The organism is Bifidobacterium asteroides (genome assembly GCF_048001765.1).
Lineage (GTDB): Bacteria > Actinomycetota > Actinomycetes > Actinomycetales > Bifidobacteriaceae > Bombiscardovia > Bombiscardovia asteroides_K.
The window spans coordinates 603,782-617,644 of sequence record NZ_CP181447.1; the positions used below are offsets into that span (position 1 = coordinate 603,782).

The following is a 13,863-nucleotide window of genomic DNA, read 5'->3' on the forward strand; positions in this document are numbered from 1 at the left end:
GGTGTCGAACCACCAGCTGTCCTCGAGTTACAGCTTCCTGTTCGGGCCCACCAGCTCCGGACGGACGGTCACCGAACGAAGCGCGATGCAGATGACTGCGGTGTATTCGTGCGTGCGGATTTTGGCGGAGGCGATCGCGGGCCTGCCCCTGCAGGTCTATCGCACCGAGAAGGACGGGTCGAAGGTCAAGGCCACCGACCACACGCTCTACCGGCTGTTGCACGATGAGCCGAACCCAGAGATGACCAGTTTCGTCTTCCGCGAGACGCTGATGACGCATCTGCTGTTGTGGGGTAACGCCTACGCGCAGATCATCCGCAACGGCCGCGATGAGGTCATCGGGCTGTATCCGCTCATGCCCAGTCGCATGAGCGTGGGGCGTGACGATGCAGGCAGGCTCTACTACGAGTATCAGACCACCAGCGATGAACCTGCTGGCCAGTGGTCTCGTATCCGGCTGTCGCCTGCTGACGTGCTGCACATCCCGGGGCTCGGGTTTGATGGGCTGGTGGGCTATAGCCCGATTGCGATGGCGAAAAACGCGATCGGCATGGCTCAGGCCTGCGAGGACTACGGGGCGAGTTTTTTCGCCAACGGGGCCGCGCCTGGCGGGGTGTTGGAGCATCCGGGCACGATCAAAGACCCGTCTCGGGTGCGTGAGTCCTGGCAGCAAACCTTTGGTGGTGCGAGGAATGCCAACAAGATCGCCGTGTTGGAGGAGGGCATGAAGTACACGCCGATCTCCGTCTCCCCGGAGCAGGCGCAGTTCTTGGAGACCCGTAAGTTTCAGATCAACGAGATCGCCCGCATCTTCCGCATCCCGCCCCACATGATCGGCGACCTCGAAAAATCGAGCTTCTCGAATATTGAGCAGCAGTCGTTGGAGTTCGTGAAGTTCAACGTCGAGGGGCTGCTGCGCGGCGACTACGTCTCCCGCATGAACGGATATGCGGTCGCCTGGCAGAACGGGTGGATGTCCGCCAACGACATCCGCGAGCTGGAAAACCTCGACCGTATCGACCCGGAGGCTGGCGGTGACCTGTACCTGGTCAACGGCAACATGCTGCCTCTCGGGCTGGCTGGTGCCTACGCCGCCACCCAAACCATTGACGACGGCGAGCCCCAGCCCGATGAGACCGAGCCGACTTCTGAGCCTGACGGGCAGCCGCCGCCTGATTCTGAGTCCATGTCTGATGAGCGAATTTTGAGGAGGACACGATTGTGAGACGTTTCTGGAACTGGCTCGACCCCGAGCCGAACGCCGGTTCGGGGCCGGTGACGATCTGGCTCAATTCGCCTGGCGGGGACGTAGTGGCGGCTGCCCAGATCTACAACATGCTGCTCGACTATCCCGGCCCGGTCACGGTCAACGTCGACGGCATCGCCGCCTCCGCGGCGAGCGTGATTGCGATGGCCGCTGGGACGGTGGCGATGACCCCGGTGAGCATGTTGATGATCCACAACCCCGTCACCCTTGCCGTGGGCGACAAGGACGAACTCGCGAAAGCCATGTCGATGTTGGAGTCGGTCAAAGACGCGATCCTCAACGCCTACCAACTCAAGACCGGGCTGAGCCGGGCAAAGCTGAGCAAGTTGATAGATGCCGAAACATGGATGGACGCCCGTGCCGCCATCGATCTGGGCTTTGCCGACGAGCTGCTCACCGGCAGCCGCGCCCCGATCTTTGATGCGGAGCCAGCCAAGAAGAAGCCCGACAAGGACGAGCCCGAGTCTGATGGGCCAGACGAGGACGACACCGAGACCGAGCCTGCCGAGCCGGATGAGGACGACGACGGCGAGCCGTCCGAGAAGGGGTCGCCGTTCCCGCCCAAGAAGAACCACGCGGACGGCGTGGTGTTTGCCCGGCGCACCTGGGAGCAGCAGCTCGTCGCAGCCTGCACCCACCACCAACCGGACGCCCGAACCGGTTCCCCCGGTTCTGTTCTGCCCGCTGGCTCTCGTGGTCGGCGGGTTGTTGATTTGTACGCCCAACTGACCAACCGAGCCCACTGAATGAAGGAGAACTTCTTATGTCCACGATGACTGTTTCCGACCTGCGCGCCAAGCGCGCCCACATTTGGGATCAGGCCAAGGCGTTCCTTGACGAGCGCCGCGACGCAAGGCAGTCTTCGCTGTTGTGCTGGGTTCCATCAGTGTGCCTGGCATTGCCCCGGCTGTTCCGCAGTTTCTGCTGTTTGCCAAGATGGGTTTGACCAATACGCCCTGGGCCATGATTCTGCCCAGCCTTATCAGTCCCTTCGGCTTGTACCTTATGTGGATATTCTCCGAGCAGGCTGTTCCCACGGAGCTCCTGGAGCCGGCCAGGGTTGACGGTGCGGGGGAGTTTAGAACCTTCCTGACCATCAGCCTGCCCCTGCTGGCTCCCGGAATCGTCACCACGGCCTTGTTCGCCATAGTGGCCACCTGGAATAACTACTTCCTGCCCCTGATCATGCTGAAGGATGCCAATTGGTACCCCCTGACCATCGGACTGAACCAATGGAAGAATCAGGCTAACACTGCCGGCGGTCACGCCATACAGAACCTCGTCATCACCGGATCGCTGATCACGGTCATTCCTCTGATGATCGCTTTCCTGATTCTCCAGCGGTACTGGCAGTCCGGACTGGCTGCAGGAGCGGTCAAGGAATGAATGAATTTTTGAAAATTGCGGTCACTTAAACCATCGCGAGGTGAGTGGCCGGGAAGGGAGTCTCTCGTCTGTCATATGGCAAGGATTCATCCCAATAAAAGCTGATGGAAAGCACTAAGAGAAAAGAGTGATGTAATGAAACATGCAAAAGGGCTGAAGCGCCTAGTGGCTTGTGCCGGCGTGCTGGCCATGTTTCTCGGTGTCACCGCCTGCGGAGGTAGCAAGCAGAGTAGCGGTGACGAAAATGTGGAGCTGAGCGTCTGGGCATGGGAGCCCACCTTGAAAGCGGCAACCAAGGAGTTCGAGAAGAAGTACCCGAACATCAAGATCAAGTTGCAGAATGCCGGGACAGCTAAGGAGCAGTACACTGCACTTGACAACGCCTTCCAGGCAGGCAAGGGAGCACCTGATGTGGCGCAAATCGAACTCTACGCCCTGAGCCAGTATGCCATCAATGATCGGCTGACCGATCTCAGTGACAGGACCAAGGGCTACTCGAAGTTCTACAATCCGGGCACTTGGAATTCGGTTCTGGTCAACAAAAAGCCCTACGGGCTGCCCTTTGGCTCGGGAGCCATGGCCTTCTTCTACAACAAGGATGTGTTCGACAAGGCAGGCGTTGATGCTACCCAGATCAAGACCTGGGATCAGTATTACGAGGCTGCTAAGAAGATTCGGGCGGTGGGTTCCTACATCGCTGCCGATTCCGGTGACGCGGGCTTCTTCGACGCCATGATCTGGCAGGCTAACGGGCATCCTTACAAGCTGTCCGCAGATGGCAAGGATTTGTCCATCAACCTTGATACCGACAAGGGAACTCAGAGCTTCATCAAGTGGTGGCAGAAGATGATCGACGAGGATTTGGTCGACACCAAGACCGTCATCTGGACCGAGGACTGGAACAAGAGCCTGAACAACGGCAAGCTCGCCTCTGCGCTGATCGGCTGCTGGATCCCAACTACTCTGGTCAACGTGGCACCCGACCAAGCAGGCAAATGGAGGGTCACAACCATGCCCACCCAGGATGGGTCTGCTGTCAACTCCAACCATGGCGGTTCGTCGCTGGCGATTATGGCTTCAAGCAAGAAGACCGATACAGCCTATAAGTACATTGATTTCATCTCGCGGAACCAGGCCAGCATTGACGCTCGTGTGGCAGGCGGTTCATTCCCTGACGACGTGAAGACCACTGAATCGAAGAAGTTCAAGGAGGCCACCACCGTCAAGAACACCAAGGGCGATGACATCGAATACTTCGGCGGTCAGAAGTACAACGAGGTTCTGGCCAAGGCGGCAAGCGATGTGATCCCTGGTCACGCCACGCTGCCCTTCGAGGTCTATGCGCGGACGGTATTCGCTGACGACGTCGGTTCTGCCTATACCGACAAGAAGATCACTCTGAAGCAGGGTGTGGATGCCTGGCAGAAGCACCTGAAGGAATACGGTAAGCAGCAGGGCTTCAACGTGCACTGATCTTCATAAAGTAATGGGAACTCTGCCGTTGCCTTGTATTGTTTGAGTATGAGGCAACGGCTTCGCCGTATGGGCAAGGACGAAGCCCTATGGCTGATGTATGTGTCGTTTCGTGGCTTCGTTTAAAGGCCGTCAGGAGCGGCTGTTGTGATTCGTTGGGAAATTGGTTTGTGCGGAAAGGAGGGTACGTCATGGCGAAGCCTGCTGAACACGGCATCGATGTCAATGCCTCTGACTTTTTGATTCACACTCCTTCGGCTATTGCGCGAACAACTTTCTTCTATCCGTTGCGGGTGGGCAAATTCTCCTATGAACCCGGCTACAGGCTGGAGCGACGATCCTTTGACAGCTATCTGATCATTCATATCGATAGCGGCAGGCTGACGCTGAATCTGCCCGAAGGCTCTTTTGTGGCTGAGGAGGGCCGGTTTGCGCTGGTCAACTGCTACGCACACCATGCCTACGGCACCGATGTCCCAACGACCGCCCAATGGCTCCACTTCGACGGCATCATGGCTCGGCCCTACTACGACTACATCATCAGGAAGCTAAGCAACGTTTTCATGCTTTCCTCCGAGACCTACGCCTTGGAGCGGATGCGGACCATTACCTCCTTGATGACGGCGGAAAACGGCTATTCGGAAGCGAGGATGTCCAAATACATCACCGACCTGCTCACCGAGTTTGCCGATGAGCAGCCGCGATCCTTCAAACGAAAGCAGGAGGAGGTGGTTGAGGACACGATTGCTTATGTGTCCTCCCACTTGTATGAGCCGCTCACCGTCTCCGAGCTGGCCAAGCGGGTCTTTCTGAGCGAGTACCACTTCATCCGATTGTTCAAGCAGGAGACCGGCATCACGCCCCATGCCTACCTGGTGGATTCCCGGATTCATGCGGTGCAGTATTTGCTGGTAAACACAGGGATGTCCATACGACAGATTTGTCAGCAGTGCGGTTTCACATCCGAATCCTCACTGTGTGCATCCTTCAAGAAGAGCACTGGCATGACGCCTATGAAGTATCGCAGACTCAAGCAGGGCGGGTGACTGACAGGTATTGATTCGGCTGTCAGCTCCTGAGGCGTATCTGAATAAATTCATCTCTACGATGCGCGCTTTACGCATTCACAAAGCCTGGTCTTCCATCGATCCGTCCCCTGACATTGGCGGAATCGAAGGTGAACGATAATTCGTTATCGTAATTGGGTCTGAGATCCTGCTATTAGTTTCGTTGTGTAACCATATGCTGCGGCGGAATAAGAACAGCAGCAAATCCGCTGGACGGGCTGCCGGGCTAAGTCAGACCATGTCTAAGCCAGACCACGCTCGAACTTACCCGGTCAGGCTTTCTTCCTGGCTACCATCGAGAAGGTCAGGGGAATCTGAGGCTGATTTCGGGGCATAATCCAGCCCTTGAGATCTGGGCTGTACTCAAGCATCGGCAGTGACTGCCAGTCATCCACATTATGCTCGCCGATGGCCTCTACAGTCAGTCCCGCACCCAACAGGGCACTGCTTATTTCCTGGAAGTCGTGAGCCCAATTGTGATTGGTGGTGTGCGTAATTCTGGGTGTTGTACCATCTTCGAGCGAGTCGGTTGCTGACGTGTAGCTTTGATCAGTCTCATAAGTCGTTTCTGTCCCGCTAAAATAATCTTGAACTATCGACAAGCCTTCGTTGTTCAAGGCGAAAAGCAGGGGATGGTTGTCGCGGATCATGAATATTCCGCCGTCTGCTAGCAGGGAGGCGATTGAACGAGCCCAGTCCTTCAGATCGGGAAGCCAGGTGATGGTTCCGCAGCTGGTGACGATGACATCGAACGAGCCTTTCTGCTCGGGCATGGCATCGGCAGCGCAACGAGCGTCGCTTTGAACATAGGTTATCGTTGCTCCGGCCCGTTCGGATAACTTCCTGGCATAATCCAGCGAGGTAGGAGAGAAATCCAGGCCATATACGTCTCGTGCTCCCAAGCGCCACCACGAGATGGTATCAGAGCCTATATGGCATTGCAGATGCAAAAGACGCAAACCCTTGATGCTGTGTTCGGGCAGATGGGGCTTCAAAACCTCCAGATCGCGCAAAGTCACGGGCGACAGAGCCGATGGGTCATCCGCAAAAGCGTCCAGGTCTCCATAGCCACCATTGGCATGCACAACTGCCCTGTCATTCCAGTTGAGGAGATTATCCTCTACATCCTCGTTCTGGTGCAAACCTTGAGGCAAGGTGCTCCTTTCTGATGAGGCTTATCAACAGTGATCGAGTTGGACAGTGTCTGAAACAGGTTTTTCAAGTGCAGATTTGTGCAGACTCGTAAGTCATACGCGAATATGCAATTTTTTATTATCTCGAATATCCAATACATTAGCAAATACAGGATTCCCGGGATGCGATTCGAATACTGCAATAGTAATTTTGACTTTGAGTTAAGTATTTTCCCGACCATCGATTGTGTATTAGATCAAATATCAGGGAATTCATAGTGGGCAATTGTCCACTTGTCGCTCTAGTTCGACGACTGGGAGATAAATGGTTCCCTGAGTTTTCGATGATTTCCTGTAGGAGCGTTTGTGTTTTATTTTCGAAAGTTCGTTTCCTCGGTTTTCATTTGTATCTTTCACTGATCTGTCTTTACTTAGTAATAATGAGCATAAAAAATAATCGTTGCAGTGTCGTATGCATGGTGCGTGGCAGGGGGTCTTTACAAAGAAGGGTAAATGACCTTGCTGTCGTCTCGTGGGGGGGGGGGGGGTCAGCTTTGCGCACTGCTGACTAAGCTTCATAACTTTACGCACGCCTTCAACGGTCGAAAAAGACCATCGAAGACGTCTGCTTAAAAAGACGTGCTAAGACCAGCCATGTGCACTATAGAGCTTGCCGGGGCATTAAATGATGAGAAAGTTAGTTTATATAAATACGGAAAACTAAACCAATATCTACCAGAAATTATATCGACCGCAATACGAATAATAGATACGCTGGTTGGCATAAGAAAATCTGTTACTGATTGGTCCGCCTCATTTCTGGAATATATAGTTACCTTGTCAAGATGACCATGATGCCGAAGCAAAAGGGGAATTATGTCGTCAAATAGCAAGCTATTGATCCTTGGTAACGGTTTCGATCTCCAGTGCTCACTGAAGTCTAGTTTCGACGATTTCATGAAAACGAGACTAGCCAAAGTTGATGAGGTAGACAATTTATTTAAAAGGTTACACAACCTACCTGATATTACCGTTACTAGGCCTGATCAATCGACGATTGGTGGTAACGCACTTTCTTACTGGCTTTGGGAGAAAGGCCTGACGGTTTGGGATTTTATTTTTTATGAGGATAAGCAAAAACGAACATGGTATGACATTGAAGACTGCATCAGAACTTGGGTGGACTATCGTCTGGTACCTGAGAACGCTTTCAATAAGCCACCGATACAACAAATCTGCCTGGACTATGAACACTCTGACCATCAAAAAGGTTTATACATTAATCCCCCAATAGAAGCAAAACAATGCGTATTGGTTTATGCTTGTGATTTCTACTACTGGAATGGGAAGCCAGAGATGCTTTTAAGCATCCTTCTTGATCAGTTGCATCACTATGAGAAAGCGTTTGCTGTCTATTTGCAGGAACAAGTAGACAAGAACCATGAATATTCGAGCCTTGCTACGAGCCTGCTGCTGAACTTAGTTAATGACCAATCTTCCACACCCGCGCTCAAAGCTAATAGTTACGATAAGCAATACCTGGGGAACCCAGAGTCGATTAACATATTGGATTTTAATTACACATACCCGATAATGGAAGACTGGGCAAACAAGCCGGACTGCCTCAACGTCCATGGCTTAGCTAACAAGGGAAACATCATTTTTGGCATTGATGGGACGAGATTAAAAACAACTCATGAGTGTTATGCGAACATTGTAAAATTCACGAAAACATATCGTCTTATGGCATTAAGTCGCAATCCACACCGTTCCCTTGTCCGTCCATATCTTTCTTATTCTTCAATCGGGGCGACGGACATGATTAAGTTCTTCGGCCACTCTCTTGGAGATGCGGACTACTCGTACTTCCAAGCTATTTTCGATGGGGTAGACCTCTATGAGAGTAATACACGCCTAATTTTTTATTACAACGAATATCGCCGGAATACGAAAAAGAAAAATGATAAAGCTAAGAGTGCACAAGAGGAGATGTTCGAGAAAGTCTACAACCTTATCAGTACATACGGTCAGACCTTGAACAGCAAAGATCATGGCAGGAACCTGCTGCACAAGCTCCTCTTGGAGGGTAGGCTGACTATCAAGCAATCTCCCATATACCCTAATCATGACTACTATCAAGAATACTGAACTCTGAAACTGTTCTTTTGCAGGTGAGAGCATGCCTTGGCTTGGATTAATCGTCTATTTCGTTGATTTTTCAGAACCAATCAGGCGAAAAACAAAGGTCTTTTGTTCGTTACAGGTGTGCGTGCCGGCCTTGGATGCATATAAGGTTCCAGATTTGTATGTAGTTGTGTTGTATTTCCGATTAGTGCCGGTCCGGGTCGTTTCACCGCCATGCGGCTTACATGGTAACTTATAAGTTCTTGACTACAGATTTCCGGGGTTCAATTGTCATTTCGGGCTTACAGCTCTACATCCAGATTGGACATTAGTGCTGGCCGTCAGTTGATTCTCCTACTAGCACTAGCAAACTGACGATTGGTCGTGTCTGCTCAGGGCTGACATCTCATTCAGCTGTGTTGTTGGAATTGCTTGCTACATGAACTGCGGTTTTCTCTGATTCGGTATACCGATAGGCATCCGTCAGTTCCCGGAGAAGTTGAGTACACGCTAATCTTTTTGATCGGCCCGAATCGTTGGCCGCCATGCAGTACTGCAGCATTTTTTCGTCAGGTGCGTCGCGCGTCATCTACCTTTGCCAAGGTGCCAATATAGTCTGTCAATGCTGTGTCATGAGCTATGCGATCCAACGCCTTATCGGCCGCTGTGCCAAGCATAATATTTCTTCCCTATCCTTTGGAACTTTCGAAAAAATTGTGCAAAATACAGAGTGTTACGAGTATAGGCGCGAGTAGGAGGGATGTAAACGCTCTCGATAATGAAGTTTTCGGCTCCCCTGTTTTGTATGCGCGGCACCTGAAAATGGAATGTCCGATAAGCAGCACAACATAACAGGAAAAGGAAACGCATGAATGCTATGAGCAATAATCCGACAAACATGTTCGGACGACTGTGTCTCGGACATGGTAAGTGCTACCAGCCACATTGAGGATTTGCTCACTAGAGTTGACCTCGTTGCGGCTGGTCTGTCGGAAGCCAGGCGAGAACAGTTGATGCAGAACACGGCTGACATGGGAGAATCTACGCAAAACAGGAATGGAAGGAAATCATATGAGTGAGCGCGTATTGCTGAGTACCAAACAGCTTGCCGGGCTCCTGTACTCCATGGGCCGCACCTTTGATGGTCTGCAGTCGACCTTCTTAGCCACTGAGGAGTTCCTGCGCACGGGAAACCCCCATGTCGTCAATTCCAAGGCTGACTACAACCTTCTTCTTGACCTGCGGCAGGCCGCGGAGTACACCCTGCACTACGACTATGCGCACAAGCCGATTGACCTTGCATACGTGAAGTCCATCAATGCGCAGTTGACAAGGACTGCTGCCATGGAACCAGGCAAGCTGCGCGACGAACGCATTCCTGTCATGGTCAACACCCCTTTGGGAAGGTACGAGCCACCAGTACCTGATTCCGCGGCAGTCGCATCACTGATAAAAAGCACCGTTAGGAGAGCAACTGGAAAAAACAACCTGGAAGAGGCGGTGCGTCTTTTCGCTGGCTTAGCCAAGATGCAGCCATTCGGCGACGGGAATAAGAGGACTGCGTTGCTCGCTGGTAATGGGCTGCTGATCGCGCATGGCGGACGGTATCCGCTCACCGTGCCCACAAGTGATAAGGACAGAACCTGGTTCAACCAGGAGCTGGCTGCTTATTATCTCAACAATGATCAGACGATTATTCGCCACTTGGCCAAGTGGAACAGGCAGCATGCACTTCAGGTAGAGGATAAGGATAACAGGGACGACAAGCCGTCCTTCGTCCCCGAACAGACTCTCGTGACCCAGGCTGACGGTCCTGACCTGTAGCGTCTTCTTCTTTCGGCTGGTGACGGTCAAACGAGCACAGCGATCGGCACATGGTGTGAGTCGGCCGGTGCCAGATCGACTGTTCTGACTTCGATGGCCTGTCCGACGCCTGCGTCAGCCGGACTGTGTATTAGTCCGACTGACAGTACCGGCATCTTGTCCAGGATGGGCAATTGTGCCAATGTACATGTGCGGATGCAAGCAGCGGGGGGGGGGGGGGTGCTCGTTGGCGATGCGTCAGAATACAAAAGTCATAGGGCTAGGAAATGGTTGCAGAGAACAAAGCCAAGTATTTCCTTATGCCTGGGTCGCCAGAGTGCCCCGGATGCGATTCGAACGCACGACACCTTCTTTAGGAGAGAAGTGCTCTATCCCCTGAGCTACCGGGGCAACGCAAACTACTGTACCACGAAGTGGGACTTGGGCAGGTCGCTGGTGTGCAGGCCCAGGGGGAGGCCCTGTAGCCGTGCTCTTCCTGGAGAAGTTGGCTCCCTATTCCAGCCCACCATACGTCCATGGTTTACAATTGCTCAACGGCCGAACTGACTATACATCCCTAAGAGGGGGACCGGGTTGGCGATGATTTGCTGGAGGAGACCATGGCGAGATTCAGACAGTCCTTCCTGGTGAAGCATATCTTTGGGTGGGTGGCCAGGCTGTTGGCGTTGGCCAGCTTGGTGGCCCTAGCGGCGCGTGCCTGCCCGGCATGGCTGTCATCGATTCCATACCTGCCGGATCTGGCCGCTCTGACACCCTGGTTCATCCTCTTGGGCCTGCTGGCCCTGGTCCTGGCTCTTATGGCTTCAAGATGGTTTACGGCTTTGGTTCTTATCGCCGCCTTGGCTCTGAATGTCTACTGGCAGTACCCCTTCTACCAGGAAGGATCCGAGCTCAATGGCCAAGCTGATCAGCTCATGGCCCTTGAGCATCCCGACCGCTATGACGACGTGGCCCGGGTTATGACGCTTAACGTCTATAAGGGTCAGGCCGATGCTGATCAGGTAGTCAAGACTGTCAGCGACAACCGAGTGGAGGTGCTGGCTCTGCAGGAGGTCAGCAAGGATTTTGTGGACCGTCTTCACAAGGCCGGCATCGACCGCTATCTGCCTCACGAGCAGCTCTCCACATCTTCGAAAGAATATGCCAACGGTCTTTGGACGGCCGCGCCGATGCAGTCGCCCTCAAAGGACGATGTGGGTTCTAGCTCTTCCATGATGCCGGCGGCCAGCATTGACTTCGGCAAGGGGAAGACCAGCGTCAGATTCGTCTCGGTCCACACCACCTCGCCGCAACCGGGCAGTTGGAATGCCTGGCGACGCAGCGTGTCCGACCTGGGGAAACTGCGGAAGCACGAGCACACTCGATACGTGCTGATGGGGGACTTCAACGCCACCTATGATCATGCGGTCTTCCGAGACATGCTGGGGGAGCGGTTCAGTGATGGGGCGCGTCAGGCCGGGCATGGCATGAGCATGACCTGGCCGGCCAACCGAGCCCCATTGCCCAGGTTGGTGGCCATCGATCATGTTGTGGTGGACCGTGACATCAGGGCCAACCGGCTGCAGACCATACCTATCGCTGGTTCGGATCATGTGGCTCTACTGGCCACGGTGATGGTGGAGTAGAGGGCTCTCAGGCATCCAGGTTGGATTGAGTGCCGGCCTGGGCTCCGGCGCTGGCCTGCTCCTGCTGGGCGGCGTCGAGCTTGGCCCGTACCTGGCCCAGCAACTCCTGGGCACGCTTGGCCAAGGCTTCGCCGATCTCCCACTGACGCATGGAGGCATCCAGATCCAGACCGCCGGCCTCCAGCGCTTGAACCGCCTGGATCAGCTGGTCCCGGGCCTGCTCATAGGGCAGTTTGGCGATGGTCTCGCGTTCCTTCTGGCTCAGGGCCGAAGCCAGTACCGGCTGTTCCCTGCCCTGCTCCTTGGTCTGCTCCTCGTCGGTGTCGCTCATGCCTGCTCCTCTTCTTATCTGATTTCTATCTGGTGCGTTATCAAATTTCTGGTGATGTGGATGGTTATCGCGGATGATCATACGCGGCAGATCCCGTCGGACCGGTCACTGCCCGCTGACGACCCTGGTCTCTATCCGGCCTTCTTTGACAGTCAGGGTCAGATCCTGATCCGTCTGAACCTGCTGGGGGCTGACGACTACCTTCCCGTCCAGGGTCTGCACGACCGCGTATCCACGGTCCAACGTGGACTGGGGAGAGAGGGCTGTCAGCGAGGACTGGAGCTTCTCCACGGTCAGGGAGGCGTCGTCCACGATCCGTCGAAGGGCGATGTCCAGGCGAACCAGGGACTCATCGACCAGCCGCTGGGGCTTGTCCAGCATGGTCTGTGGCTTGGTCAGGCTGGGACGGTTGGCATAACCCTCAATCAGCCGTGTCTCGCCTTCGACCATATTCTCGATTCGCGCGTTTATGCGCATCCGGGCCTCCTGGATGATGCCCTCCTGCTCGACCAGGTCGGGCACCACCCGCTTGGCTGCGTCAGTGGGGGTGGAGGCGCGCAGATCCGCCGCCAGATCGATCAGGGTCCAGTCGTCTTCGTGGCCGATGGCCGAGACGATGGGGGTGACGCAGGCTGCCGTGGCCCGGACCACGGACTCGTCCGAGAAGCCCAGCAGATCCTCAAAGCTGCCGCCGCCCCTGGCCACGATGATCACATCCACAGCCGGATCCGCATCCAGCTTCTGGATGGCCTCGACCACCTCGGGCGGGCATTGGGGCCCCTGAACGTGGGCGTGCACTACCGAGAATTCGATGGTGGGCCAGCGCAGACGGGCGTTGGTGATCACATCCCCCTCGGCTCTGGCCTTGGGTGCGCAGATCAGCCCGATGCGCCGGGGGAATTCGGGAAGGGGAACCTTGTTTTCTGCGTCGAAAAGGCCCTCGCCCTTGAGCTTGCGCCTGAGCTGGTCAATCTGCTCCTTTAGGTCACCGGTGCCCACACGCTTGATCCGGTCGGCCATGAAGCTCAGACGAGTCTGTTTGATCCACAGGTCGGGCCGCCCGTGCACCACCACCCGGTCGCCCTGGCGAAATTCCCTGGCCTGCGTGGCGAAGGCCCGGAAGCCCATGACGTTGATGGAAATGTCCTCGAAGTTGTCGCGCAGGGTCAGATATGCCGAACCGGTCCGGCGGGTGTTGATCTCCACGATCTGACCCTCCACCCAGGCTCCGGGCCAGCGGGCCACTGCGTCGTGGTACTTCTGGCTGAGCACACTGACCGGCCAGGGGTCCTCCTCAGTGGTATCGCGTGCCAGACGAGGCAGCTGATCCAAGGGCTTGGGGGCCAGTCCTGACGGGGCCAGTCCAGACGGGGCCGAGCCAGACGGCGCACCCATCGACCCGCGCATGTTCGAACCCATGTATGCTCGCACCTGATGCCTCCTGACCATCGGTTCCGCCAGCCTGACCAACTCATCCGGCATAGCCTGTACAGGATGGTATTCGGGTTGGTCGGCGAAGGAAACGTCCTCTCAGGGTCTCTCAATACGGGGACAATTCCATGTCCTCTGCAGGTCCCCCACAGGTTCTCTGCGGGCTGCTCCAGAGCCGATTTCGCCGAGGGCACAGTTCCAT

Annotated in this window: 9 protein-coding genes, 1 tRNA gene and 2 pseudogenes; 8 read left to right on the top strand and 4 right to left on the bottom strand. The window is 54.9% G+C overall.

Annotated elements, in window-relative coordinates:
- Position 1 precedes the first annotated feature (1 nt).
- The 5 genes and pseudogenes from ACNAOV_RS02240 to ACNAOV_RS02260 all read left to right on the top strand — a co-directional run bounded on the left by ACNAOV_RS02240 (position 2) and on the right by ACNAOV_RS02260 (position 5,172).
- A complete protein-coding gene (locus ACNAOV_RS02240) occupies positions 2-1,225 on the top strand; it encodes a phage portal protein (protein ID WP_416517790.1) in 1,224 nt (407 codons plus the stop codon).
- A pseudogene (locus ACNAOV_RS02245) lies at positions 1,219-1,662 on the top strand (head maturation protease, ClpP-related); the annotation flags it as partial. The gene ACNAOV_RS02240 and the pseudogene ACNAOV_RS02245, both read left to right, overlap by 7 nt.
- Before the next feature lie 442 nt (positions 1,663-2,104).
- Positions 2,105-2,653, top strand: a pseudogene (locus tag ACNAOV_RS02250) (carbohydrate ABC transporter permease); the annotation flags it as partial.
- Positions 2,654-2,788: 135 nt separating this feature from the next.
- Complete coding sequence (locus tag ACNAOV_RS02255; protein ID WP_416517791.1) at positions 2,789-4,126, top strand: ABC transporter substrate-binding protein; 1,338 nt, start codon at positions 2,789-2,791, stop codon at positions 4,124-4,126.
- 191 nt (positions 4,127-4,317) lie between these two features.
- Positions 4,318-5,172 (top strand): helix-turn-helix domain-containing protein, encoded by an 855-nt coding sequence (locus tag ACNAOV_RS02260; protein ID WP_154313319.1) that lies wholly within the window; start codon positions 4,318-4,320, stop codon positions 5,170-5,172.
- 293 nt (positions 5,173-5,465) lie between these two features.
- On the opposite strand, the gene ACNAOV_RS02265 is transcribed toward ACNAOV_RS02260, so the two are convergent.
- Positions 5,466-6,347 (bottom strand): class I SAM-dependent methyltransferase, encoded by an 882-nt coding sequence (locus tag ACNAOV_RS02265; RefSeq protein WP_416517792.1) that lies wholly within the window; start codon positions 6,345-6,347, stop codon positions 5,466-5,468.
- Positions 6,348-7,202: 855 nt separating this feature from the next.
- On the opposite strand from ACNAOV_RS02265, the gene ACNAOV_RS02270 reads away from it, so the two are divergent.
- Both ACNAOV_RS02270 and ACNAOV_RS02275 read left to right on the top strand, forming a co-directional pair.
- Positions 7,203-8,474, top strand: a complete 1,272-nt coding sequence (locus tag ACNAOV_RS02270; RefSeq protein ID WP_416517793.1) for an AbiH family protein — start codon at positions 7,203-7,205, stop codon at positions 8,472-8,474.
- A 1,047-nt stretch (positions 8,475-9,521) separates the two neighbouring features.
- Entirely contained in the window at positions 9,522-10,274 is a 753-nt protein-coding gene (locus tag ACNAOV_RS02275) for a Fic family protein (RefSeq protein WP_253269642.1), read from the top strand.
- Positions 10,275-10,591: 317 nt separating this feature from the next.
- Here ACNAOV_RS02275 and ACNAOV_RS02280 read toward each other — a convergent pair.
- A tRNA-Arg gene (locus ACNAOV_RS02280) sits at positions 10,592-10,664 on the bottom strand.
- A gap of 209 nt (positions 10,665-10,873) precedes the next feature.
- On the opposite strand from ACNAOV_RS02280, the gene ACNAOV_RS02285 reads away from it, so the two are divergent.
- A complete protein-coding gene (locus ACNAOV_RS02285; RefSeq protein ID WP_416517794.1) occupies positions 10,874-11,899 on the top strand; it encodes an endonuclease/exonuclease/phosphatase family protein in 1,026 nt (341 codons plus the stop codon).
- A 7-nt stretch (positions 11,900-11,906) separates the two neighbouring features.
- Here the strand turns inward: ACNAOV_RS02285 and ACNAOV_RS02290 are convergent, their stop codons facing one another.
- Positions 11,907-12,230: an exodeoxyribonuclease VII small subunit gene (locus ACNAOV_RS02290; protein ID WP_416517795.1), complete on the bottom strand. Its 324-nt coding sequence runs from the start codon at positions 12,228-12,230 to the stop codon at positions 11,907-11,909.
- Between the two features lie 105 nt (positions 12,231-12,335).
- Entirely contained in the window at positions 12,336-13,625 is a 1,290-nt protein-coding gene (xseA, locus tag ACNAOV_RS02295; protein ID WP_416518122.1) for an exodeoxyribonuclease VII large subunit, read from the bottom strand.
- Positions 13,626-13,863 lie beyond the last annotated feature (238 nt).